This is a genomic window from Gordonia sp. IITR100, assembly GCF_002009645.1.
GTDB lineage: Bacteria > Actinomycetota > Actinomycetes > Mycobacteriales > Mycobacteriaceae > Gordonia > Gordonia hongkongensis.
This window is the reverse complement of record NZ_MVKV01000005.1, coordinates 40517-63984: the sequence shown is the minus strand read 5'-3', so window position 1 is coordinate 63984 and position 23468 is coordinate 40517. Positions and strand designations below refer to the sequence as shown.

Below are 23468 nucleotides of genomic sequence, written 5' to 3'. Positions count from 1 at the left end.
CGGACGAGGTCCGGGTGCCGTTCTGGGGTGAGCTGCTGGTCGCAGCGGTGATCTTGGTGGGCCTGGTGGGCATCGTCGTGCCGATCCTGCCCGGCACCTTGCTCATCGTCGGCGCACTGTTCGTCTGGGCCCTCGTCGTGGGTGGCTGGGCCTGGTCGGTATTCGCTCTGGCCCTCGTCGTCATCGGCGTCGGCGAGGTGCTCAAGTACCTGATCGCGGGCCGGTCGCTGCGCGCGGACGCGATCCCGAACCGCACGATCGTGGTCGGGGGCCTGGTCGGCATCGTCGGCTTCTTCGTCGTCCCCGTCATCGGCCTGCTGCTCGGCTTCATCGTGGGCGCGCTGGCATCGGAACTCGTTCGCACGCGCAGCTTCGACGGCGCGTGGCGGGGCGCGTTCTCGGCGCTGAAGGCGGCGGTGAAGACGATCGGCATCGAACTCCTCTTCGCGCTGATCGCGACGGGCATCTGGACCGGCGGCGCCTTCACCTGGTGACCGAACGGGTCGCGGCGCCGGCCGTGACCTGCCAGTATCAAATCCTGTGATCGCGGTCACCGATTGATGTGTACAGTCGTGCACCGAAGGGTAATACCGGTCAGTAACTCCAGCCGTGGGGATTTCTAGGGGAGGAGTCTGAGTGAACCTGTTGAAGTGGAGCAAGCGGCCGGCGGCCGGGGTCGAGGCCCGGAAGCCGGAGGTCAACATCATCCGGGGTCTGGTGGCCCGAGCGACCACCCCGTTGCTGCCCGACGACTATCTGCACCTGATCAATCCGCTGTGGAGCGCGCGCGAGCTCCGCGGCAAGGTGCTCGACGTGACCAAGGAGACCGACGACACCGCCACAGTCACCATCCGGACGGGCTGGGGGTTCCCCGAGTCGTACAAACCGGGCCAGTACGTCGGGATCGGTCTGCAGATCGAGGGCAAGTGGCACTGGCGGTCGTACTCGTTGACGTCGTTCGGCGCCAACGAGGACAAGACCATCGCGATCACGGTCAAGGCGAACCCCGACGGATTCCTGTCGTCGCATCTCGTCGACGGCGTCAGCCCCGGGACGATCATCCGGCTGCAGTCGCCCAAGGGCGACTTCCACCTGCCCGAGCCGGTTCCGGGCAAGATCCTGTTCGTGACCGCGGGCAGCGGGATCACTCCCGTCATGGCGATGCTGCGGCAGCTGAGTTCGCACGGTCAGACACCCGACATCGTGCACATCCACTCCGCGCCCACCCGCGACGACGTGATCTTCCTCGACGAGATGGAGACGCTCGCCGACGAGGCCGATGATTACGATCTGAATCTCCAGCTGACCAAGGAGATGGGCAAGTTCGACGTCTCGCGGATGGACGAGTGGGCGCCGGATTGGCGTGAACGCGAATGCTGGGCCTGCGGACCGGTCGCGCTGCTCGACGCGATGGAGTCGCACTACGAGGACGGCGGCCTGCGTGAACGTCTCCACGTGGAGCGGTTCGCCATCGCGCGCACCGACCACGGTGGCGAGGGCGGCACCGTGAAGTTCGCGATCTCGGACAAGGAAGCCGAGATCGACGGCGCCACAACACTTCTCGAAGCAGGGGAGAACCTGGGAATCCAGATGGCGTTCGGCTGCCGGATGGGTATCTGCCAGACCTGCGTCGTGCCGCTCGCCGGGGGTTACGTGCGTGACCTGCGCACCGGCGAGGAACGTCGCGAAGGAGAACGAATCCAGACATGCATCAGCGCCGTGTCTGGTGAATGCACCCTAGATCTGTAGGAGGCTTCATGGCCATCACCGACATCGATCAATACGCACATCTCACCGAGAGCGACGTCGAAACCCTCGGCGCCGAGTTGGACGCCATCCGTCGTGACATCGAGGAGTCGCGGGGCGAGGCCGACGCCAAGTACATCCGCCGGGCCATCACCCTGCAGCGCAGCCTCGCTGCCGGTGGCCGGCTCGCCCTGATGTTCAGCGACAAGAAGGTCGCCTGGGCTGCCGGGACCGCGATGCTCTCGCTCGCCAAGATCATAGAAAACATGGAACTGGGCCACAACGTGATGCACGGCCAGTGGGACTGGATGAACGATCCGGAGGTCCACTCGTCGTCGTGGGAGTGGGACACCACCTGCCCGAGCGTGCAGTGGAAGCACTCGCACAACTTCGTCCATCACAAGTACACGAACGTCGTCGGGATGGACGACGACGTGGGCTACGGAATCCTGCGCGTCACCCGGGACCAGCCCTGGGAGTGGTGGAACGTCGGTAACCCGATCTACAACCTGACGCTCGGCACGTTCTTCGAATACGGTGTGGCGCTGCACCATCTGGAGACGGAGAAGCTGCGCAACAAGGAGAAGACCTACCGTCAGGCGGCCAAGGATCTCCTGGTGATCGGCACCAAGGTCGGCAAACAGGCGGCCAAGGACTATCTGATCTTCCCGGCTCTGGCGGGTCCGAACTGGAAGACGACGCTCACCGCGAACTTCACGTCGAACATCATCCGGAACTACTGGGCGTACATGGTGATCTTCTGTGGTCACTTCCCCGACGGAGCCGAGAAGTTCACGGTCGACGAGTTCGAGAACGAGGACCAACCGCGCTGGTATCTGCGTCAGATGTTGGGATCGGCCAACTTCAAGGCCGGACCGCTGATGCGGTTCATGAGCGGGAACCTCAGTCATCAGATCGAACACCACCTGTTCCCCGACCTGCCGAGCAGCAGGTACGAGGAAATCGGTGTGCGTGTCCGCGAGCTGTGTGACAAATACGACCTGCCGTACACGACGGGGACCCTCCTGGGTCAATATGCCCAGTCGTTCCGGACCATCGCCAAGCTGGCACTGCCGAACTCGTTGTTGAAGGCGACGTCGGATGATGCGCCTGAGACGGCGTCGGAGCTGCGCTTCGCGATCCGGGAGGGGATGAGCGACCACTTCGGCGTCGACCCGGAGACCGGGAAGCGACGGGGTCTGCGGACGGCGTTGCGTGAACTGAAGAACTCGCCGGTGCGGTCGGCCCATGTGGGGCGGGCCGCGTCCGGGAGTCCGGGACGGAACCAGCACTGACACAACAGATGTCGCGCATCGTTGCGTATCCCGCGACGATGCGCGACATCTGCGAATCGCGCCCGGGCGTGGTGTGCCCGTGTCAGAATGACGCACGTGCGCATCGGGATGACCATGCCTGTGATGGAGCCGGATCTCGACGCCGAGATGCTCCACTCGTGGGCCACCACCATCGACGACGGTCCGTTCAGCTCGCTGTGCTCGGGTGAACGTATCGCGTTCGACAATCCGGAATGCCTGACCTTCCTCGGCGCGCTGGCGGCGTGGACGCGACGGGTGCCGCTCGTGATGACGGTCGTCGTGCCGCAGCTGCACGACCCGGTGATGCTCGCCAAGTCGTTGGCGACCGGCGACATGCTGTCGGGAGGACGCCTCACCGTGGCACTCGGGGTCGGCGGGCGGCACGAGGATTACCGGGCCGTCGGCGCGGACCCGTCCACGCAGACCATGCGTCAACTCGCCGACCGGGCCGAGACGATGAAACGGGTGTGGGCCGGGGAGAAACTCACCGAGTCGGTCCTGCCGGTCGGTCCGCCGCCGCACCGGAAGGGCGGTCCGGTACTGCATGTCGGGACCACCGGGCCGAAGACGATTCGTAGCGCGGTCGATTGGGCGGACGGAATCGCCGGGGTCACCCTCGATCTCGATGCCGGCAAGCAGAACGAGCTCTTCGATATCGCCCGGTCGGCATGGGCGGATGCCGGTCGGGCGGCACCGCATCTCGCGACGTCGTTCTGGTTCGCGATCGGTGAGGGCGACGGTCCCCGAGCGCAGGTGACCCGGCACCTGCATCACTACATGAACTGGATCCCGTCGGAGTTCGTCGACGCGATCGCACCCACCACCGGGTGGGCGGGCACCGAGGCCGAGCTCGCCGAGGTCCTGCGGCGGTTTGCCGACATCGGTACCGACGAGGTGCAACTCATCCCGACGAGTTCGGACCCCGGTCAGCTCCGGCGCGCGGCGGACGTGGCGGCGGCGTTCTCCTGACGGATCGGGGAGCCGGGCGGACCTAGGATGCGAACTGCTCCCGCAGAGCCCGTTTGAGGATCTTTCCGGTCGCCCCGAGCGGGAGGGCCGTCACGACGTGCACGGTCTTCGGGACCTTGTAGCCCGCCAACCGGGTCCGGGCGAACGCGCGGAGATCGGCCCCGGTGGGTTCGTGCCCCGGGGTGGCCACGACGAACGCCGTCACCTCTTCGCCCCACGTGTCGTGCGGCAGCCCGACCACCGCGACCTGTGCGACGTCAGGGTGGTCGCCGAGAACCGCCTCGACCTCGGTGGGATAGACGTTCTCGCCGCCGGTGATGACCATGTCCTTGAGCCGGTCGGTGACGTACACGTAGCCCTCGGCGTCGACTCGGCCGATGTCGCCGGTGTGCAGCCAGCCGTCGGCATCGATGGTCACCGCGGTCTCGGCGTCGCGCCGGTGGTAGCCGCGGGTCGCCTGTGGTGTCCGGACGCAGATCTCGCCCTGCTCGCCGCTCGGTGCCTCGGTGCCCGATGCGGTCCTGATGGACAGCTCCACCCAGGGGTAAGGGCGGCCGACGGAGCGGAGCAGGTGCGCGCGCTCGGGGTCGGTGCCGTGGTCCGCGGCGTCGAGTTGGGTGACCGCGCCGTGGGTTTCGGTGAGTCCGTACACCTGGAACAGCGGCGTACCGAAGGTACGCAGCGTCCGTCGCAGGAGTGCGGGGGTGATCGGCGCGGACCCGTAGGCGATCGACCGCAAGGCCCCGACATCGGCTTGGTCGGCGCCCGGTACGTCCACGAGCATGCCGATGACGGTCGGTACGAGGAAGACATTCGTGATGCGTTCGCGGACAAGGGTGTCCAAGAGGGACTCCGGGGTGAAGTCGGCGATGACCACGTTGTGTGCACCGTTGGCGAGCCCCACCAACGCCCAGCCCAGCCCGCCGATGTGGAAGAGAGGCATGGCGCAGAGGCTGACCGACGAGTCGTCGAAACCCCACGGCCCGCCGGCCTGCGTGCAGGCGCCCAGGTTGGTGTTGGAGGTGAGCACGCCCTTGGCCCGGCCGGTGGTACCCGAGGTGTAGAGCTGGAGGACCACGTCGTCGGCGTCGCCGACGTGGCCCGGATCATTCGGGGACGACGCGGCCAGCAACTGTTCGTAGGAGAGCGATGGTCGTGGATCACCGAACGCGATCGGTTCGCCGAGAGCGTCTGCACCGGAACGGATCTCCGTCACCGCATCGAGAAAGTCGCGGTGGCACACGATCAGACGTGCCTGCGCGTCGTCGACGACCTCGCCGAGCTCGCGGACCGAGAGCCGCCAGTTCAGCGGCACGGTGACCGCGCCGATCTTCGCGGCGGCGAGTACCGTCTCGATGATCTCCGGAGAACTCTTTCCCAACACGGCGATCCGATCGCCGCCTCGGATACCGCGGTCACGCAGCACGTTCGCCAGGCGACTGGTGCGGTCGTCGAGCTGTTCGTAGGTGAGGTGAATCCCGGCTCCGGACAACGCCGGTGCGCTTCCCCGCCGGCGGGCCTGAAGCCGGGTCTGCTCGGCGAGACGGTACTCGGCCGGCGCCGTCATTCGGCGGCCGACAGGTCGGCGAGGTGGCGCATCACATCGGGGTACCGGCGCAGGTGCGCCCCGCCGTTGATGTTGATCGTCTCCCCGGTGACCCACCGCGAGTCGTCGGAGGCGAGATAGAGCACCGCGTCGGCGATCTCCTCCGGTCGGCCGTTGCGCCCCAGTGGGGTGTTCGCGGTGAAGTCGTCCTGGATGGCCGGGATCGAGGTGAGCGTCTGCACCAGCGGGGTGTCCACGAGTCCCGGCGCGATCGAGTTGACCCTGATCCCGCGGGGGGCCAGCTCGAGCGCGGCGACCTCGGCGAGCATCACCATGCCCGCCTTGGCCGCGCAGTAGCCCGCGAAGCCGGCGGCCGGCTGACGGGCGTTGAGTGAGGCGATGCCGATGAGTGATCCGCCGTCGTTCAGGGTTCGTCCGGCGTGCTTGGTCACCAGGAACGAGCCGGTGAGGCACAACTCGACGGTCGTATGCCACTGTGCTGCATCGAGATCGACGATGAAGCCGGGGATGTTGAGTCCGGCGCAGTTCACCGCGATGTCCACACCGCCGTGCTCGTCGGCGACGCCGGTGAATAGTGCCGCGACCGAGTCCTCGTCGGTCACGTCGACCCACCGAGCCCGCCCGCCGCCGGCGAGCCCTCCCGCAACCGACTCGGCCGCTTCGAGATTCACGTCGGCCACGGTCACCGCTGCACCGTGGACGGCCAGGGTCCGGGCCGCGGCTTCGCCGATGCCCGAGCCGCCGCCGATGACGACGGCGATCTTGCCGTCGACACGCTTGTCCGTCATGGTCTCTCCCTCTCGCCGGGTGTGATCGGTGGTCACCGGGGCAGGTTCTCGTAGTAGGGGACGACGATCTCGTCGGTGCTCGTGACGTCGCCGAGCATCATGGTCGTGATCGGGTGGACGACGCCCGGCTCGATCTCGGCGTTGATGCACGCGGGGACATCGGCGCCGAGAGCCTTCTCGACGGCGGGCGCGAGATCGTCGAGATGCTTGACGCGCATTCCGATTCCGCCGAAGGCCTCCGCGATCTTCTCGTAGTCGCTGTCGGCCAGCTCGGACACGACCACGCCCTCGGGCCCGAAGACGGCCTCCTGCCCGTGGATCGACATACCCCAGACGGCGTTGTTGAAGACGACGGTGGTCACCGGCAGGTGATGACGGGCCATGGTGTCGAATTCCTGCGGGTGGAAACCGGCTGCGCCGTCTCCGGTGATCAGCACGACGGGTGCGCCGGGCCGGGCCCGGGCCGCTCCGATCGCGAATCCCGGTCCGACGCCCAGGCATCCGAGATAACCCAGCCGCAGGACGCTTCCCGGACGTCCGACGGCGACGAAGAACTCTGCCCAGGACGGGGCCTCGGCGCCGTCGAGCACGAAGATGGTGTCCGGCGGGCAGGCCTCGACGATGGCCTTGGCCGCGAAGTAGGGGTGCATCTTGCCGGTGTCGGTGGTCGCGTCGGGGAATCCGGCGGCGTGCGCGCCCTTGGCGGCCTTCACGGTGCTCGCCCACTCGGTCCAGTCCGGCCAGGTCCGTCCGGCGGCCGCAGCGGTGAGCTGCTCCAGAGCGGCGCGGCAGTCGGCGACGATCGGCACCTCGACGTCGTAGATCCGGCCGATCTCGGCGGGGTCGATGTCGATCTGGATGATCTTGGCGCCCGGGAACATGCTGGCCCGCCCGCCGGTGAACATCCCGGCTCGCGTGCCCGCCATGACGACGACGTCGGGTGTGGGCGCCCCGAGGGCCGGGATGGTGCCCATCGACAGGAGTCCGCCACCGGCGAGCGGGTGGTCGGCCGGGATCGCACCATCGGCCTTGCCCGGATAGAACACGGGCACGCCGACGGTCTCGGCGAAGGCCACGAGTGCTTCTTCGGCACGGGAGAAGGTGATCCCGCCGCCGATCACGATCGCGGGGTTCGATGCGGTCTGCAGCAGGTCGAGGGCCAGGGTCACGGCGTCGGGATCCGCTCCGGACCGCGTCGAGACCCGGTAGTTGGTGGGGAAGCGCACCTGATCGTCGTCGGCCTCGCCGAACATGACGTCGATGGGCAGTTCGAGCAGCACGGGGCCCGGCACGCCGCTGGTGGCCTTGCGGATGGCCAGCGCGACGATCTCCGGGACGCGGGCGGCGTCGGTGATCCGGTAGGCCCACTTGGTGACCGGGTCGGCGGCGGCGATCTGATCGAAGCCGCCCTGCAGCGGATTGGTCTCGGTTTCGCGCAGCGGAGGCGCCCCGACGACGAACAGTGTCGGCGAGCGGTCCAGGTAGGCATTGGCCAGCGCGGTGTAGACGTTGGTGAACCCCGGGCCCGAGGTGACCACGCACACGCCGAAGCCGCCCGTGACGCGCGCGTACGCGTCGGCGGCGTGGCCGGCGCTCGCCTCGTGGCGGGTGTCGGTGAGCCGGATTCCCTCTCCCGCGCAGGCGATCAGGAAGGCGTCGAGGTGTCCGCCGTGGAGGGTGAAGACCTCCGTCGTGCCGGCCTGGGCGAGTGCGCGGGCAAGAAGTTGACCGCCGTTGACAGTTGCCATTGTGGGGACCTTTCGAGAGCCGTCCAACGTGTGCGGCTGAGAGTAACTGCGATCACAGTGCGACGCCAGAGTCGCATTATGCGAACACATCCGTCGGTGGCACGATGGGCGCATGGCGCGCTCCTCCCCGCAGACCGAACGCATCGTCATGCTGATGCAGCTGCTGACCGACCAGCCGACGACGGCCCGGAGCCTGGCCGACATCGCGCGGCACCTCGGGGTCTCGAAGCCCACGTGCTATCCGATGGTCATCGCGCTGACCGAAGCGGGCTGGCTCCTGCGGGACCCGGTCACCAAGGGCTACCGCCTGGGGCCCGCGGTGGTCCCGATCGGTGAGGCGGCGTCGCGGGCGATGGCCCCGGTGGAGGTCGCTCGTCCGCTGATGCGCGATCTGGCCGACGAAAGCGGCATGGCGGCAATCGCGTTCGTACCCTCGGGGGCCGACCTGGCGATCGGTGAGATCGTGCAACCCGTGGCCGGCCGCCGCGGCACGCTCGGCCTGCGGCTGGGCGACACCCTGGAGATCGCGCCCCCGCTGGGCGCCGGACTGGCCGCGTGGTACCCGCCCGATCGGCTCGACGAGTGGCTGCTCCTCGGTGCGGACCATGTCGGGATCGACCATGCCGAACTGCGCGAAATGTACCGGCCGATGCTCGAGGTGATCCGCGCCCGTGGGTACGCGGTGGAGTGCGCCGACCAGCGAGAGCAGTCGCTGTCGGCAACCGTCGCGGGGTTGCGCGGAACGGGTGTCGCCGGTCAGCGTGCGGTCTCCGCACTGCGCGAGGCGCAGCGTCGTCTGTCCACCGACGTCGTGGTCGGGGAGATCGATCCGGCCGCCGACTACCGGCCCATCTCCGTCAACGCGGTCGCCTTCGCACCCGGCGGGGTGCCCGCGGTCATCGTCGCGGTCGTCGATGCACGGACGACGATGCGCGGGCGCGATGTCATCGAACTCGGTGGCCGGGTGCGGGCCGCCGCGGCGGCCGTCACCGAAGCGCTCGGCGGGGCCACGCCCGGCCGGCCCTAGGTCATCGTGCGGGTGCTCAACCCGTCGGCTGCTCCTCGACGGCCCGCCCGGGGCGCAGCATCACGATTGCGAGGATCGCAGCGGCCGCGGTGAGCACGCCGGAGAACGTGAGGCACAGACGCATTCCGTCGAGGAAGGCGTCGCCGACGGCGTTCATCACGGCCGGGGCGTCGGCGCCGAGGTTCAGGCCGCTCGCGGCGGCCAGGCCCTCGGTGTCGACCGCGCCGATCACCCGGTCACGTACCGGCTCGGCGACATCGGCATCGATCAGCTTCTGCGGCAACGAGTTCACCGCACCGGCGGTCAAGAGGGCGCCGAGCACGGCCGGGCCGAGCGCGCCGCCGACCTGACGGAGGGCGTTGTTCCCGGCCGCGGCCATCCCCGACAGGTGGTAGGGCACGGCCGACACCGCGGTCGCGGTCATCGGCGCCATCACCAGTCCCATTCCGAGCCCGAGCACGACCAGACGCCACGAGATGGCGGCGAAGGAGGTGTGGGCGTCGAGGGTCAGCAGCGCGAACTGGGCGCCGGCGACCATCAGGAGTCCGCCGCCGATCAGGAACCGGGCGTGAATCCGATGCATCATCTTGCCGGCGAGCCCGCCGACCAGCATCGAGGCGCCGTTCATGAGGGCCAGCCGCCAACCGGCCTCGACGGTGCCGAGTTGCTGAACCAGCCCGAAATACATGCTCAGCACGAAGATGAACCCGATCAGAGCCAGGAAGGCGATCATCGCGACCAGGGTGGTGGCGGTGAAGGCGCGGCTCCGGAACAGGTCGAGGTCGAGCATCGGACTCGCCGAACGCTTTTCGATGACGACGAACCCGACTGCGGCGACCGCGGCGGCCAGCAGCGCGACGACGACGCGGGGGTCGCCGAAGCCGTAGACGCCGGCCTCGATGACGCCGAAGACGAGTGCCGTGACGGCGATCGCGGCCGAGATCTGGCCGGACCAGTCGAGGCGACGGGCATGGGGTGCGCGGGATTCCGGGAGCATCGTCGCGGCCACCGCCAGCGCGATGAGGGCGATCGGGATCGGCAGCAGGTAGATCCATCGCCAGCCGGCGGACTCGGCGACCGGACCCGCGACCAGCGGCCCGACGGTCAGCGAGAGCATGAGCGCCGACGCCCAGATGCCGATGAACTTGCCCCGTTCCCGGAAGTCGGGGACCGCGTGACTGATCAGTGCCAGGGTCGTGGGCAGGAGGGCGGCCGCGCCCGTTCCGGCGAGCGCCTGTCCGATCCACACCATGCTGATCGATTGCGCACACAGCGCCACCAACGCGCCCGACGCCGTGAGGCAGAGGCCCACCAGATAGACCTTGCGACGGCCGTGCACGTCGCCGAACACTCCGGCGGTGAGGATGAATGCGGCCATCGGCAGGACAAACGCGTCTTGTACCCAGGACAACTGGGCGGTCGAGGCGCCGAAGGCGCTGCCGATCGCCGGCAGGGTGACGGCGACGCTCGTGATGGGCAGGTAGGCGACGAAGACGCCGAGGCAGGCCATCACGACGGTGGCCGTCCGACGTGCCGGGGGAGTCGGTACGCCGGTGGGAACGGGGGAGATGGTCGCGGTCAACGCGCTCGCTTTCGCAGGTCGATGAGGGTCGCCGAACGGCGCAGGAGTTCATTGTCTGGTCCGCGTCTACGAAACCACGCACAGATCCCGAGTTCCGGTATCGATACGGCACTGTGGGTCGCGCGGCGATACACTTCCTCCACCATGGACGACATCGACGGCACGATCCTCCGTGCGCTGCAGGTGTCGCCGCGTGCGACGTTCCGCCAGCTGGGTGAGGTGGCCGGGATCTCGGAGCAGACCGCGGCGCGCCGCTACCAGGCGATGCGGCGGGCCGGCGTGATGAAGGTCGTCGGGATCATCAAGCCGTCCGTCCGCGGCCAGTCGGAGTGGGTGGCGCGGGTGCGGTGCCGTCCGGGCCGGATGGAACCGCTCGCGTCCTCGCTCGCCCGCCGGCGTGATGTCGCCTTCGCGTATGTCGCGTCCGGTGGTGCGGAGATCATCTGTCTCATCCGGGCGCCGCTCGGCGTGGCCGGTGAGGAGGCCATCGCCAAGACGTTCCCCGCCCGAGCCTCGGTGACCGACGTCCGCATCGATCTCGTCCTGCACGCCTTCGATCCCGGTCACCCCGCGTCGAGGTGGACCGGATTCGGTGGCCACCTCTCTGATCGGGACCGCGACCTCCTCGCTTCCGCTGCGGCTGCCGTGGTCGACGACATGCCGGAGGACCCCGAGCAGGACGATCCGTCGTCGGATGCCTCGGCGGGTGGCGCGCGGTTGACGGCCGACGATGCCGTGCTGATCGACGCGCTGACCCAGGACGGTCGGCGAGCGCACCGCGAACTGGCTCGGATCTGCGGATGGACGGTCGGACGAGTGCGCCGCCGGCTCCGCACGCTCGAGCGCGCGGGTGCGCTCTTCTACGACGTCGAGATCCTCCCCGACCGGCTCGGCTTCGACCTGAGCGCCACGCTGTGGTTGACGGTGACCCCCTCGGCTCTCGATCAGGTGGGCACCGAACTCGCGGCTCACGACGAGGTGGCGTTCGCGGCGGCGATCAGCGGCGAGTGGAACCTCATGGTGTCGGTGATCTGCCGGGACACCGCGCGTTTCCACGACTATCTGCGCACCCGGGTCGCCGCGATCGGCGGCGTCACCGGGTACTCGGTCAGCATCCGGATGCGCCGGCTGAAGCAGAACGCCTCGCTTGTGGTGCAGGGGCGGTTGATTCAGCCGGTGTGATGCCCGCGGCGGGGTAGCGTCCACGTGTGATCTCGCCACAGCGTGCCGACCGCGGCCTGGTGCGGTTGTGTCTGCTGGCGGTCATCGCCGGTCTGCTGACCGGCGTACTCGGTGGAGCCTTCCGCTGGTGCCTGGACCACCTGGACCGCTGGCGGGTCGAGATGCTCGACTGGTCGGCGGGACTCGGTGTCCCCGGGTGGCTCATCCCGATCGCGGTCACCGCGACCGGTGCGGCGCTCGGCGCGCTCGCCGTCCGGCTGGTGCCGACCGCGGCGGGAAGCGGGATCCAACACGTGGAGGCCGTCGAGCGCGGGGAGGCGTCACCGGCGCCCCTGCGCCTCATCCCGGCCAAGTTCTTCGGCGCGCTCGCCGCGATCGGTTCCGGACTCGTGCTGGGCCGCGAAGGCCCGACAGTGCACATGGGTTCGGTCGTCGGTGCGGAGACGGGCCGGCGCGGCGGTCTCGACGACGCCGACGTCCGGGTGATGCAGACGTCACTCAGCGGGGCCGGACTGGCAGTGGCGTTCACGGCTCCGATCGGCGGCGCGCTCTTCGCACTCGAGGAGGTCGGCCGCTCGGTCCGGTTGCGCCTCGTGGTGCCGACGGTGTTCGCCGTGGTGGCCGCCGTCGCCGCCGGACGGGTCATCCTGGGAGACCGCCCGGAGTTCGACGTGCCCTCGCTCGACGTGCCGTCGGTGACGGTGCTGCCCGTCTTCGTGGTCTTCGGTCTCGTCTCCGGACTCATCGGGATCGCCTACAGCCGAGTGGTTCTCGGCACCCTCGGCTGGGTCGGTCGATTCTCGCGGGTGCCGCCGATCGGACGCGCCGCCATCATCGGCGCGGTGATCGGCGCCTTGCTCGCCGTCGACGCGCGCACCGCGGGCGGCGGCGACGGCCTCACCCAGGCGGTCGTCGACGGCGGTGTCGTACTCCCCGCACTCGTCGCGCTCTTCCTCGTCCGGTTCGTCGCGGGTCCGCTCTCCTATGCCGCGGGCACGCCCGGTGGCCTGTTCGCACCGCTGCTCGCGCTCGGCGCCGTGTGGGGTGCCGCCTTCGCCGAGGTCGCCGACATCATTGTGCAACAACCGGATTCAGGTGCGTCGGGATTCCGGGGCGCGATGATCCTCGCCGGGATGGCGGCGCTGTTCGGCGCGGTCGTCCGGGCCCCGCTCACCGGGATGGTCGTCGTGATGGAGATGACCGCGACGACCACGGTCGCCCTCCCCATGCTGGCCGCGACGGCCGCCGCGGTGCTCGTCGCCCATCTGTCCGGGTCGCCGCCGGTCTACGACTCTCTTCGCGAGCGGATGCTCGCGAAACCGGCTGGACGAGAAGAGCCTCCCTCCGCTCCCTGAGGAGCGAGCTTGCGAGCGTCACCCCCGCTCCCTGAGGAGCGAGCTTGCGAGCGTCACCCCCGCTCCCTGAGGAGCGAGCTTGCGAGCTGCCGCACATGCTCCCTAATCCGGAAGAGCCACACACCCACTGGTCCCTGAGGTGCGAGGAGCGTAAGCGACGAGCCACGAAGGGCCTGGTGAGACGCCTTGCGAGACCCTTCGTGGCTCGCTTCGCTCGCACCTCAGGGAGCGGAGGGGCTGTCGCCGTCGCTCTTCGCATCTCAGGGAGCAGGGGCCGCGGGTTCGGATCAGGGAGCGGTGGGGGTGGCGCGGGTCCGGGAGTCCAGCGGCACGATGAGCGGGCCACCGGTGATCGGATCGGTCATGACGTGCGCCCGGAGGCCGAACGCCGCGTCGAGGGTCTCGGCGTCGATGACCTCGGTGGGCGAGCCGGTGGTGACGATGGCTCCGTTGCGCATGACGAACAGCGAATCGCTGTAGCGCGCAGCCAGATTGAGGTCGTGCAGCACCATGACGACGGTCTTGCCGTGCTCGTCGCGGAGCCGGCGGACCAGGTCGAGGACGTCGATGGAGTGCGCGAGGTCGAGGTAGGTGGTGGGTTCGTCGAGCAGGATGAGGTCGGTGTCTTGCGCGAGCGTCAGCGCGATCCAGACCCGTTGCCGCTGACCGCCGGACAGGGCGTCGAGGGTGCGGTCGGCGAGGTCGAGGGTGTCGGTCATCTCCATCGCCAGTGCCACTGCCGCCTCGTCGGCCGCGCTGGCCTGCGCGAACCAGCGCTGATGCGGATGACGTCCCCGCCCGACCAGATCGGCGACGGTGAGCCCTTCGGGCGCGATGGGATTCTGCGGCAGGATCGCCAGGGTGCGGGCGACCTGTTTGGGCCGGACCGAGGAGATGTCGTCGCCGTCGAGGTAGACCGCACCGGCCCGGGGTGGCAACAGCCTTGCGAGACAACGCAACAGTGTCGACTTGCCACATCCGTTGGAACCGATGATCGTCGTGACCTGACCATCGGGGATGTCGATGTCGAGGCCGTCGATGACGATCCGTTCGTCGTAGCCGACGGTCAGTCCGACGCCCCGCAATCGGGCGGTGGTGGCAGGGGATTCGAGGGATGACGCGGTCATACGCTCGCCTTTCGGGACATGACGATCATCAGGTAGATCAGGAACGGGCCGCCGATCGCCGCGGTGACGATGCCGACCGGCAGGCCGCCCGGCAGAACCGTACGCACCAGCAGGTCGCCGCCCAGTACCAACGACGCACCGATGACACCGGACACGAGCGGCGTGGGCACGGCGGTACCGGCCAGCCGCAGCGCGATCTGTGGGGCCAGCAGCGCGACGAAGGCGATCGGCCCGGCCGCGGACACGCTCAGCGCGCTCACCAGGACCGCGGTCAGGAGCAGCGTCGTCGACACCGCGCCGGTCCGGACTCCGAGTCCGCGGGCGAGATCGGGTCCGAGGCTGAGCATCCCGATCTGGCGGGCCAGGACGACCACCACGATGATGCTCGCGACGACACCGGCGGCGACCGGCCACACGTTGGACCAGCCGACGTTGGACACCGACCCGACGATCCACACCTGCGCACGAGCCACATCCCGGATGTCGGCGCGCGAGAGGAGGAACTGGGTCAGCGCCTGCAGCAACCACGTCATCCCGACGCCGATCAGCACGAGCCGGAACGGGTTGATGCCGCTGTTGGCCTTGCGACCCGGCCAGGCGAGGACGTACATCGCGACCGCGGTGAGCAACCCGCCGATCATCGCCGCCGCCGGGACGCCGAGATCGCCCAGCCAGGCACCCCAGCTGGTGGTCGAGAACGCGATGGCGGTCACCGCCGCCACGCTCGCGCCGGCGGTGATGCCGAGCATGTCCGGTGTGGCCAGAGGATTCTGGGCGATCAGCTGGGTCATCGAACCCGCAAGGCCCAGACCGAATCCCACGAGCAGGGCGACCAGCGCTCGGGGCAGAGCGACGTCGAAGACCACCACGTTCTCGACGCGGGTGCCGCCGCCGAGCAGGATGCGGGCGACGTCGACGGGGGTCAGCGGGAAGTCGCTGACACCGACGCTCGTGAGGAACAGGACGATCGTGACGGCCGTGGACACGACCGCGACGGTGAGCATCCGTGGTCGCACCACCATCGACAGCGGTTCGACGGCGATCCGATAACCGCCGGGGTGCGGTGCGATCCGGCCCTTCGTCGTGGTTCCGGACGTGATGTCGGTCTTGATGGAGGTCGGCGGATTCACACGGTCCCCAATCTCTGTCGGCGGACCATGACGATGAGGAAGGGTGCGCCCACCAGTGCCAGCATGACGCCGACCTGCACTTCGCCCGGACGGGCGACGATCCGGCCGAGGATGTCGCATCCGACGAGCAGGATGGCGCCCAGCAGAGCGGAATACGGGATGATCCACCGATAGTCGGCGCCTACGAAGGCGCGGGCGATATGCGGTACGACCAGGCCCAGGAACACGATCGGCCCGCACGCCGCGGTCGCCGCGCCGATGAGCAGCGTGATGGTCAGGACGCCGAGGGCGCGGATGAGCACGACACGGGAACCGAGGGCCTTGGTCATGTCGTCGCCCAGGCTCAGGACGTTCAGGAAGAAGCCGCTCGCCAGCGCGAGGACGAGGCCCACCGTGATGAACGGCAGGCTCGCCCAGAACACGTCGATGCCCCGACCCGCGGTGGAGCCGACGCTCCAGAAGCGCCACTGGTCCAGCGAATTGGTGTCGACGAGCACGATCGCGGACGTGATGGCGGTCAGCATCGCGGTCAGGCCGGTGCCGGCGAGGACCAGGGTCAGTGGGCTCGAGCCGCTCAGCGACGACAGTCCGAACACCACGGTGGCGGCGATGATCGCTCCGACGAGACCGAAGAACATGAACGCGATCGGACTGGTGATGCCCAGCAGGTAGATGCCGCCGACGACCGCGCAGGCGGCACCCGCGTTGACGCCGAGCATGCCGGGATCGGCGATCGGGTTGCGGGTGTGGCCCTGGGTGATGGCACCGGCCGCGCCGATCGCGAGTCCGGCGGCGAGGCCGAGCAGAGTGCGCGGCACGCGCAGATCCCACACAATGCCGTCGACATCGGAATCCTTGGGCACCTGCGGCATCCGTAGGTTGATCAGCGCGTTCCAGATCTCTTCGAGACCAGCGGTGAAGCTGGGCCAGATCTCGTCGAGCGGGACCGGTCGGGTGCCGAAGAGAACCGACGCGACGACCAGCGCTGCGAGGACCGCCAGGAGCAGCGGGATTCCGAAAAGTCGGAGGGATCGGCGCACGAAGGTAAACCTTACCAACCTTCGTCGACGCTTCGTCATGCGCGGCGTCGAGCTCGGTCGTCGGTGTCGTTCGTATAACGAATTGCCGACGAAACCTGAGGGATCGCTGTGCGCGCGGTAACACTTCGCTCAGGCTGGGTCGATAGTCCCGGTGTCGGTGGGTATCTCGGGCCGACCGCAGCAAGACCGGTCGTCGGGTGGGATGGCGTGAACCGCTCCCACGACGGCGACGTCGGGAAACACAGTGTCGCCTACGAACGAGGAGGATCGATGAAATCGCTGAAACGGGCTCTCACAGGGGTTCTGGTCGCTGCAGGAATCGCCGGTGGATCGTTGGTGGGTGCCGCGCCGGCACAGGCCGCCGTTCCCAACCTCCAGATGACGGGCGGGGTCTACTGCCAGTTCGCAGCCCCTGGCACGCCGTGGAATCAGGCGTGGAGCATGACCCGGTTCATGCGCGTCACCGCGCGTGACGGCGATTTCCGTAACGTCACGCTGCAGGAGATCAACGGCGCGACGAAGTTCAAGTCGCTGCTGAAGAAGAACGAGTCGCTCACCATCAAGACCACCTGGTTCGGCTGCTTCCCGTCCTCCATCGCGGGGTACGCGATCTCCGATTACGCCGAGAACCTGACCGACAACGCCGGTTTTTGGTGGAACGTCCGGCGCATCGACAACCCGTTGGACCGATTCGGTACGGGCTCCTCCGCTTCAGCAGCCGCCCTGACCGGCGGTGGCACCGACGTCGCCGGCGTGCCGGCGATTCCGGGTCGCTGACCTCATCCGACGACAGTTGAGAATGCACCACAACTGAGCCATTCGCGCCGGGCGGCGTGCGGGGAGGACGCCCCCGCACCCGCCGGGCGCATGCGAAAGAGCGGCGACCGAGAGAACTCGGCCGCCGCTCTTATGGCTTCGACAGGCTCAGCCGGCGGGGGTGGACTCAGCCGGCGGAGGGTGGCTCAGCCGGCGGGAAGCGGGGTCATGCGGACGGGCGGGACACCTTCTCCGGCTCCGATGCGGCGAGCATGTCCTCGCGTTCGACGACCTTGACGCGTTCGCGGCCTTCGGCGGCGCCGAGGGCGCGTTCGTGTTCGTCGAGGCGGTACCAGCCGTCCCAGGTGGTGAACGGGATGTTCTTGGACTCGAGGAGTTCGACGATGGCGTCTTCGCCGGGGTGGGCCGGGTCGAGGAGTGTGCCGGCTTCCATGTCCTTGAGGATGCAGTCGACGGTTTCGTTGGCGTCGCCCTTGGTGTGGCCGATGAGGCCGACGGGACCGCGTTTGACCCAGCCGGTGGTGTAGATACCGGTCAGCTGCTGCCCTTCGTCGAAGACGCGGCCGGCTTCGTTCGGGATGACCCCGGCCTGGGAGTCGAACGGGATCTGCGGCAGGTTGTCCGAGAGGTAGCCGACCGCACGGTAGACCGCGCCGACCTCCCAGTCGGTGGTCTTGCCGGTGGGTTTGACGTTGCCGGTGCCGTCGAGTTGGGTGCGTTCGGTGCGCAGACCGACGACCTTGCCGTCGGCGCCGAGGATCTCGGTGGGGCTTTCGAAGAAGTGCAGGAACAGCTTGTGGATCGCGCCCTGCTTGGGTTCGCGGATCGCGTAGTTCTCGATGATCGTGGCGACCTGGTCGGTGATCTTCGACCCGCGGCGCGCGACGGCCGATCCCTCGTCGTAATCGATGTCCTCGGGGTTGACGATGACCTCGATGTTGGGGGAGTGGTCGAGTTCCTTGAGTTCGAGCGGGGTGAACTTCGCCTGGGCGGGTCCGCGGCGGCCGAACACGTGGACCTCGACGGCCTTGTTGGCCTTCAGTCCGTCGTAGACGTTGGCGGGGATCTCGGTGGGCAGCAGTTCGTCGCCGGTCTTGGCGAGCACGCGGGCGACGTCGAGGGCGACGTTGCCCACGCCGATGACCGCGACCTTCTCGGCCTCGAGGGGCCAGGTGCGGGGGAAATCGGGGTGGCCGTCGTACCAGGCGACGAACTGGGCGGCGCCGTAGCTGCCGTCGAGGTCGATGCCGGGGATGTCGAGGGCGCGGTCGTCGGTGGCGCCGGTGGAGAAGATCACCGCGTCGTAGTGGGCGCGTAGTTCGTCGATGGTGATGTCGGTGCCGTAGTCGACGTTGCCGAGCAGGCGGACCTGGGGCTTGTCGAGGACCTTGTGCAGGGCGGTGATGATGCCCTTGATACGCGGGTGGTCGGGTGCGACGCCGTAACGGATCAGACCGAACGGAGCAGGCATGCGCTCATACAGATCGATGCTGACCCCGCGGTCCTTGGCGGTGTCGGACTTCATCAACGCGTCGGCGGCGTAGATCCCGGCGGGACCGGCACCGACGATCGCAACCCGCAGCGGGCGGCTGTTGTCGCTCATGGAGTAGGTGTCTTCCGTTGCTCAGCACGCGAGGACAAGCAAATCTCGGTGACCCCCAGGTCCGCGCGTATGGATAAGGCCTATCCCTTCTACGGTAGGCGCTTGCTGTCCCCGACCAAAATCCGTCTGTGAGGTAACCCTCACTCGGCGGGTGCATGGTGTCCGGCGGGTTCGGGCCCGCTACGCCTTGCCGGCGGCCGCGGCGATGGGTCCGACGGCCTGCTCGGCGACCCACGGGATCGTCAGGACCGTCGGCACCGACATCGCGCTGCCGACCTCCTGGGGCAGGTAGACGACCCGGCCCGACTGCGCGACCGCCAGCCGGTTGAACGCCGCGTTGGACTTGAGCTGGTCGTTGGACCCCTGCCAGTCGACGGCGACGACGACGTCGGCCGAGTCCAGCAGGTTCAGGCTCTCGGCCGGCAGGTCACCGTAGAAACCGCTGGTCACCGAAGGTTGCAGCGCGGGCGGGAAGGTGAGTCCGTAACCGGTGAGGGTCTGTCCGCGCCCGTCGCCGGGGCCGTAGATCGACACGCCGCCGGTGGGGCTGGCGGTGACCACGACCGCCGTCTTCCCGGCCAGCTGCGGGTTCTGCTCCCGCACGTTCGCGAGGAACTGCTCGGTCTCGGTCACCTTGCGATCGGCGAGTTCGGGCAGGCCGACGGCGGTACCGATCTGGCGGGTCTGCGCGTCCCACGGCACCTGCCACGGCTGGAACTGGGCGGGCCGCAGGATCGTCGGGGCGGTCTTGCTCAGCAGATCGAACTGGTCGCGGGTGGGATCGGCGCCGACGGCGGTGATGAGGTCGGGCTCGGTGGCCAGCGCCTTGGGGATCTCGTCGCCGAACGCGCCGGACGCGTTCGGCAGCACCACCGGGTCGGAGTCCGCCAGGAGTTCGGCGTTCCACGGCGCCGACGCCTGGTCGGGGTCGGCGAACGGGGCGATCGTGGTGGGGGTGACACCGAGTGCGAGGAGGGTGTCGCCGTCACCCACGCCCATCGCGGCGACGCGCTTGGGTGCCTGGTCGACGGTCGCGGGGGCGTAGGCCTGCTGCACGGTGACCGGGATCGCGCCGGCCTCGGGCGCGGGGACCTGGGCCGTGCCGGAGTCGACCGTCTCGTCCGGCGGCGAACACGAGGTCACCACCAGGGCTGCCGCGAGCAGCCCGACGAGAAGGATGAGGGAACGGTGGGTGGAAGCGCGCATCCGGGTCCTCGCTGGTCGTTGCGGTCGGCGACGTCGTTCGCCGCGGAACTTAGGGCCACCTTACGCAGGACGTGTTCGATGTCGACGTCGTTCGGCGCTCTGCCCGGTGCGTCCGGGCTCCGACGACGCCGGTCTCAACCGCCGCCGGGACGCTCGATAGACTGCCCGCCATGGCCGAAGCTGCAGGTGAGGGCGACCAGAAGCCCCCGTCGTGGAAGAACGCCTGGCCGTTCTTCGTCGCGGCCGGCGTCGTGGGACTCGTGGTGCTCGGCGTCGTGCTGTCGAATGTGACCCGTCCGGCCGAGGACCGGGCCGGCGACTCGGCTCAGGTCCAGTACGCGATCAACGACATCTACACCGCGCGCAACGGTCCGAACTTCGGCGAATACCGGGCGAACACCTGCGCGGCCGACGTCGAGGCGGCCGACTTCGTCTCCGAGGAACAGTTCCTCGCCGACAACCGGGAGTCGCTGCTCGCCAACGGTCACATCGAGATCCCGGAGATCACCGAGCTGGTGGTCGACGGTGACCGGGCGACCGCGAAGGTTCATTGGCACTATGACAAGACCCCCGATGACGTGAACGTCGTGGACACGATCGTGGTGCGCGAGAACGGCGAGTGGAAGGTGTGTTCCTCATGAGCTATGCCGGTGACCTGACCCCGCGCGAGGCGTGGGAGAAGCTCGAGAACAACCCGGATGCGGTGCTGGTCGACTGTCGCACGCAGGCGGAGTGGTCGTTCGTCGGCGTGCCCGACCTCGAGGTCCTGGGCAAGCGCGCGATCTTCGCCGAGTGGACCACCTTCCCCGAGGGGCGTCGCAACGACGACTTCGTGGCACAGCTGCGTGATTCCGGTGTCTCCGACGACCAGGAGGTCATCTTCATCTGCCGTTCGGGGCACCGGTCGATCGGCGCTGCGGAGGCCGCGACCGCCGACGGTATCGCGAAGGCATACAACGTGATCGACGGGTTCGAAGGCGCCCTCGACGAGAACGACCACCGCGGGACGTCGGGCTGGCGTGCCGAGAACCTGCCGTGGAGGCAATCGTGAGTTCTGATCTGCCCGTCAGTCGTGAACTGCCTGAAGGGCTCTCGGCTGACACGATCGCGGTTCGCGGCGGGCTGGCGCGTTCGGGTTTCCACGAGACGGCCGAGGCGCTCTATCTCACGAGCGGTTACGTCTACGACTCCGCGGAGGCCGCCGAGCGAGCCTTCACCGGCGAGGACGAACGATTCGTCTACTCGCGCTACGGAAATCCGACCGTCGAGATGTTCCAGGAGCGGTTGCGCCGGCTCGAGGGCGCGGAGGCGTGTTTCGCCACCGCGAGCGGCATGGCCGCGGTGTTCGTCGCGCTCGGTGCACTGTTGAAGGCCGGCGACCGTCTCGTCGCCGCCCGCAGCCTGTTCGGTTCCTGCTTCGTGGTCTGCAACGAGATCCTCCCGCGCTGGGGGATCGAGACCGAGTTCGTCGACGGTGAAGACCTCGAGCAGTGGGAGCGGGCCCTGTCCAAGCCCACCGACGCGGTGTTCTTCGAGACACCGTCGAACCCGATGCAGAGCCTCGTCGACGTCGTGAAGGTGTCCGAGATGGCGCACGCCGCGGGCGCACAGGTGGTGCTGGACAACGTCTTCGCCACCCCGCTGCTGCAGCGGGGTCTCGAACTCGGCGCCGACGTCATCGTCTACTCGGGCACCAAACACATCGACGGCCAGGGGCGCGTCATGGGTGGCGCGGTACTCGGGACCAAGGAGTACGTCGACGGTCCGGTGCAGCAACTCATGCGACACACCGGTCCGGCACTCAGTCCGTTCAACGCCTGGACCCTCGTGAAGGGGCTGGAGACGATGCGTCTGCGCGTCGACGCCTCGGTGTCGTCGGCGCTGCGGATCGCCGAGTTCCTCGAGAGCGATCCGCGCGTGCGCTGGGTCAAATACCCCTTCCTGCAGTCACACCCGCAGTACGACTTGGCGAAGTCGCAGATGTCCGGCGGCGGCACGGTGGTGACCTTCGAGCTCAACGACCACGACGGCATCGACGGCAAGAAGCGCGCCTTCGAGGTCCTCAACGGCCTGCGGATCGTCGACATCTCCAACAATCTCGGAGATTCGAAGTCGCTGATCACGCATCCGGCGACCACCACTCATCGTGCGATGGGTCCCGAGGGACGCGCGGCGATCGGTCTGAGTGACTCGGTGGTGCGGCTGTCGGTCGGCCTCGAAGGGGTCGACGACCTGTTGGGCGACCTGGACCACGCGCTGGGGTGAGGGTAAGCGCTGACGTATTCCGTTGCGGCACAGCGCGAATCCGCCTCGGTGAGCGGGGCCGAGTCCCCGGAGGGTGGTGCCATTCAGTCGTTCCGGCGATCCCAGGCCGCTCGCACCGTACTCGGGATCCGTCCCTTGGAGGGCACCTCGATCCCTTGGGCGCGAGCCCACGCCCTGATCTCCGACGGTGTCGCCGGTGGACCGTGCAGGCCCTGCACGATGGGCTCGCTGCCGACGGTGAGCCGCCATTCGTGTAGCGCGGCACCGAGCCAGCGGTAGGTCCATTCCTCGGCGAGTTTGCGGTTGTCGCAAAAGACGATCGGCACGGTCGGAAACCGGACCTGCGCCTCGGCGACTGCCTCGGCCAGCGCGGCGCCGCTGACGTATTCGCGCGTGAACACCTTGCTGTATGAGGCTTCGACGACCACCGCGGCGCGTCGGAGTCCCGCGAGACCTGCCAACTGGTAGGTGAGAGTTCCCTTCATGAGACCGTTGCCGAGGTCGTCGATCGACTTGCGTTCGACGGCGGCGACCACCTGGTCGTCCTCGACGATCGCGTAATCGCCGGCATCGAGGCGGTGTCGAGTGGTGGTCGCCTGTTGATGACCGAAGGAGTAGGCGTACTTCTCGCCTGTGTCGACGACGATCTCGAGCGCCTGGCCGTGTGCCCGAGCCTTGGGAAGCGTGACGTTTGGACGCGCCTGCTTGGTGGTTTTGCGCGTCTGCCAGAAGATCATCTCGCGTCCGCGAGCCCGCGTGACGACGAACTGTGACCGATTCTCGCGAGCGCGGTCGAGCACCAGATCGATCGCCGCCCCGCGCCGCGTCACCGACCGAACCGGAAGACGTTCGACGATCTGCGGTGTGGTCGGCCATTCGTCGGCGCGATGACAATAGACCTTGCTGGTTCGCGGCCAGGTCTCCCTCACCTTCAAGACGATCCCGTCACTGCCGAGCGGAATCCGGACCAGAAAGGGCAGTGAGGAGCCCTGTTCCGGATTTCGGGCGATGATCAGGTCGTCGGGCATCATCGACGAGCG

21 protein-coding genes are annotated in these 23468 nt (G+C 68.4%); 11 read left to right on the top strand and 10 right to left on the bottom strand.

The features are described from left to right. The first annotated feature begins 14 nt into the window (after window positions 1-14). The 4 genes from B1818_RS10230 (at window position 15) to B1818_RS10215 (ending at window position 4031) form a co-directional block, all read left to right on the top strand. Window positions 15-494, top strand: coding sequence for a DUF456 domain-containing protein (locus tag B1818_RS10230; RefSeq protein ID WP_068970718.1), 480 nt, complete (start codon window positions 15-17; stop codon window positions 492-494). Between the two features lie 142 nt (window positions 495-636). Next, complete coding sequence (locus B1818_RS10225) at window positions 637-1749, top strand: ferredoxin reductase (RefSeq protein ID WP_058249872.1); 1113 nt, start codon at window positions 637-639, stop codon at window positions 1747-1749. An 8-nt stretch (window positions 1750-1757) separates the two neighbouring features. Continuing rightward, entirely contained in the window at window positions 1758-3041 is a 1284-nt protein-coding gene (locus B1818_RS10220) for a fatty acid desaturase (protein WP_078112660.1), read from the top strand. A 108-nt stretch (window positions 3042-3149) separates the two neighbouring features. Then, complete coding sequence (locus B1818_RS10215; protein WP_078112748.1) at window positions 3150-4031, top strand: LLM class flavin-dependent oxidoreductase; 882 nt, start codon at window positions 3150-3152, stop codon at window positions 4029-4031. A 22-nt stretch (window positions 4032-4053) separates the two neighbouring features. Here B1818_RS10215 and B1818_RS10210 read toward each other — a convergent pair whose 3' ends face one another. Genes B1818_RS10210 through B1818_RS10200 form a run of 3 tightly spaced genes read right to left on the bottom strand, consistent with a single transcriptional unit; the run spans window position 4054 to window position 8134 of the window. Beyond that, entirely contained in the window at window positions 4054-5598 is a 1545-nt protein-coding gene (locus B1818_RS10210; RefSeq protein ID WP_078112659.1) for a long-chain-fatty-acid--CoA ligase, read from the bottom strand. Beyond that, window positions 5595-6386 (bottom strand): SDR family NAD(P)-dependent oxidoreductase, encoded by a 792-nt coding sequence (locus B1818_RS10205; RefSeq protein ID WP_176455912.1) that lies wholly within the window; start codon window positions 6384-6386, stop codon window positions 5595-5597. The genes B1818_RS10210 and B1818_RS10205 overlap by 4 nt, the downstream gene beginning before the upstream one ends. Window positions 6387-6418: 32 nt before the next feature. Further along, window positions 6419-8134, bottom strand: a complete 1716-nt coding sequence (locus B1818_RS10200; protein WP_078112657.1) for a thiamine pyrophosphate-binding protein — start codon at window positions 8132-8134, stop codon at window positions 6419-6421. Between the two features lie 112 nt (window positions 8135-8246). On the opposite strand from B1818_RS10200, the gene B1818_RS10195 reads away from it, so the two are divergent. Next, window positions 8247-9161 (top strand): IclR family transcriptional regulator, encoded by a 915-nt coding sequence (locus B1818_RS10195; protein ID WP_078112656.1) that lies wholly within the window; start codon window positions 8247-8249, stop codon window positions 9159-9161. A 16-nt stretch (window positions 9162-9177) separates the two neighbouring features. On the opposite strand, the gene B1818_RS10190 is transcribed toward B1818_RS10195, so the two are convergent. Then, the gene (locus tag B1818_RS10190) at window positions 9178-10743 is read right to left on the bottom strand and encodes an MFS transporter (RefSeq protein ID WP_078112655.1); all 1566 of its coding nucleotides are present in this window, start codon (window positions 10741-10743) and stop codon (window positions 9178-9180) included. A gap of 144 nt (window positions 10744-10887) precedes the next feature. Here B1818_RS10190 and B1818_RS10185 point away from each other — a divergent pair, with 144 nt between their 5' ends. Together B1818_RS10185 and B1818_RS10180 are read left to right on the top strand one after the other, a co-directional pair. Then, the gene (locus B1818_RS10185) at window positions 10888-11925 is read left to right on the top strand and encodes an Lrp/AsnC family transcriptional regulator (RefSeq protein WP_078112654.1); all 1038 of its coding nucleotides are present in this window, start codon (window positions 10888-10890) and stop codon (window positions 11923-11925) included. 26 nt (window positions 11926-11951) lie between these two features. Next, entirely contained in the window at window positions 11952-13280 is a 1329-nt protein-coding gene (locus B1818_RS10180; protein WP_078112653.1) for a ClC family H(+)/Cl(-) exchange transporter, read from the top strand. Window positions 13281-13567: 287 nt separating this feature from the next. Here the strand turns inward: B1818_RS10180 and B1818_RS10175 are convergent, their stop codons facing one another. From B1818_RS10175 to B1818_RS10165, 3 genes are read right to left on the bottom strand one after another with little or no spacing between them, the layout of a single operon-like run. After that, complete coding sequence (locus B1818_RS10175; RefSeq protein ID WP_065629583.1) at window positions 13568-14407, bottom strand: ABC transporter ATP-binding protein; 840 nt, start codon at window positions 14405-14407, stop codon at window positions 13568-13570. Then, window positions 14404-15537, bottom strand: a complete 1134-nt coding sequence (locus B1818_RS10170; protein WP_078112652.1) for an iron chelate uptake ABC transporter family permease subunit — start codon at window positions 15535-15537, stop codon at window positions 14404-14406. The genes B1818_RS10175 and B1818_RS10170 overlap by 4 nt, the downstream gene beginning before the upstream one ends. Further along, complete coding sequence (locus B1818_RS10165; protein ID WP_078112651.1) at window positions 15534-16577, bottom strand: iron ABC transporter permease; 1044 nt, start codon at window positions 16575-16577, stop codon at window positions 15534-15536. The genes B1818_RS10170 and B1818_RS10165 overlap by 4 nt, the downstream gene beginning before the upstream one ends. 270 nt (window positions 16578-16847) lie before the next feature. Between B1818_RS10165 and B1818_RS10160 the strand changes: the two genes are divergently transcribed. Continuing rightward, window positions 16848-17354: a hypothetical protein gene (locus B1818_RS10160; RefSeq protein ID WP_078112747.1), complete on the top strand. Its 507-nt coding sequence runs from the start codon at window positions 16848-16850 to the stop codon at window positions 17352-17354. Window positions 17355-17559: 205 nt separating this feature from the next. On the opposite strand, the gene B1818_RS10155 is transcribed toward B1818_RS10160, so the two are convergent. Both B1818_RS10155 and B1818_RS10150 read right to left on the bottom strand, forming a co-directional pair. Then, window positions 17560-18957 carry an FAD-dependent oxidoreductase gene (locus tag B1818_RS10155; RefSeq protein WP_078112650.1) on the bottom strand — a complete coding sequence of 466 codons (1398 nt, stop codon included), beginning with the start codon at window positions 18955-18957 and terminating at the stop codon, window positions 17560-17562. A 180-nt stretch (window positions 18958-19137) separates the two neighbouring features. After that, the gene (locus B1818_RS10150; protein WP_068971133.1) at window positions 19138-20163 is read right to left on the bottom strand and encodes an ABC transporter substrate-binding protein; all 1026 of its coding nucleotides are present in this window, start codon (window positions 20161-20163) and stop codon (window positions 19138-19140) included. Window positions 20164-20333: 170 nt separating this feature from the next. On the opposite strand from B1818_RS10150, the gene B1818_RS10145 reads away from it, so the two are divergent. Genes B1818_RS10145 through B1818_RS10135 form a run of 3 tightly spaced genes read left to right on the top strand, consistent with a single transcriptional unit; the run spans window position 20334 to window position 22428 of the window. Then, window positions 20334-20804, top strand: a complete 471-nt coding sequence (locus B1818_RS10145) for a hypothetical protein (RefSeq protein WP_065629636.1) — start codon at window positions 20334-20336, stop codon at window positions 20802-20804. After that, window positions 20801-21214: a rhodanese-like domain-containing protein gene (locus tag B1818_RS10140; RefSeq protein ID WP_058249965.1), complete on the top strand. Its 414-nt coding sequence runs from the start codon at window positions 20801-20803 to the stop codon at window positions 21212-21214. Before B1818_RS10145 ends, B1818_RS10140 begins: the two co-directional genes overlap by 4 nt. Beyond that, a complete protein-coding gene (locus B1818_RS10135) occupies window positions 21211-22428 on the top strand; it encodes an O-succinylhomoserine sulfhydrylase (protein ID WP_058249966.1) in 1218 nt (405 codons plus the stop codon). The genes B1818_RS10140 and B1818_RS10135 overlap by 4 nt, the downstream gene beginning before the upstream one ends. Before the next feature lie 83 nt (window positions 22429-22511). On the opposite strand, the gene B1818_RS10130 is transcribed toward B1818_RS10135, so the two are convergent. Then, the gene (locus tag B1818_RS10130) at window positions 22512-23456 is read right to left on the bottom strand and encodes an ERCC4 domain-containing protein (protein ID WP_058249882.1); all 945 of its coding nucleotides are present in this window, start codon (window positions 23454-23456) and stop codon (window positions 22512-22514) included. Window positions 23457-23468: the final 12 nt, after the last annotated feature.

Bases quoted from the DNA above. Each gene is read 5' to 3' on its own strand.
- B1818_RS10220 (WP_078112660.1), top strand. From the start codon at position 1,758: ATGGCCATCACCGACATCGATCAATACGCACATCTCACCGAGAGCGAC.
- B1818_RS10215 (WP_078112748.1), top strand. From the start codon at position 3,150: ATGACCATGCCTGTGATGGAGCCGGATCTCGACGCCGAGATGCTCCAC.
- B1818_RS10210 (WP_078112659.1), bottom strand. From the start codon at position 5,598: ATGACGGCGCCGGCCGAGTACCGTCTCGCCGAGCAGACCCGGCTTCAG.
- B1818_RS10205 (WP_176455912.1), bottom strand. From the start codon at position 6,386: ATGACGGACAAGCGTGTCGACGGCAAGATCGCCGTCGTCATCGGCGGC.
- B1818_RS10200 (WP_078112657.1), bottom strand. From the start codon at position 8,134: ATGGCAACTGTCAACGGCGGTCAACTTCTTGCCCGCGCACTCGCCCAG.
- B1818_RS10195 (WP_078112656.1), top strand. From the start codon at position 8,247: ATGGCGCGCTCCTCCCCGCAGACCGAACGCATCGTCATGCTGATGCAG.
- B1818_RS10185 (WP_078112654.1), top strand. From the start codon at position 10,888: ATGGACGACATCGACGGCACGATCCTCCGTGCGCTGCAGGTGTCGCCG.
- B1818_RS10175 (WP_065629583.1), bottom strand. From the start codon at position 14,407: ATGACCGCGTCATCCCTCGAATCCCCTGCCACCACCGCCCGATTGCGG.
- B1818_RS10160 (WP_078112747.1), top strand. From the start codon at position 16,848: ATGAAATCGCTGAAACGGGCTCTCACAGGGGTTCTGGTCGCTGCAGGA.
- B1818_RS10155 (WP_078112650.1), bottom strand. From the start codon at position 18,957: ATGAGCGACAACAGCCGCCCGCTGCGGGTTGCGATCGTCGGTGCCGGT.
- B1818_RS10150 (WP_068971133.1), bottom strand. From the start codon at position 20,163: ATGCGCGCTTCCACCCACCGTTCCCTCATCCTTCTCGTCGGGCTGCTC.
- B1818_RS10145 (WP_065629636.1), top strand. From the start codon at position 20,334: ATGGCCGAAGCTGCAGGTGAGGGCGACCAGAAGCCCCCGTCGTGGAAG.
- B1818_RS10140 (WP_058249965.1), top strand. From the start codon at position 20,801: ATGAGCTATGCCGGTGACCTGACCCCGCGCGAGGCGTGGGAGAAGCTC.
- B1818_RS10130 (WP_058249882.1), bottom strand. From the start codon at position 23,456: ATGCCCGACGACCTGATCATCGCCCGAAATCCGGAACAGGGCTCCTCA.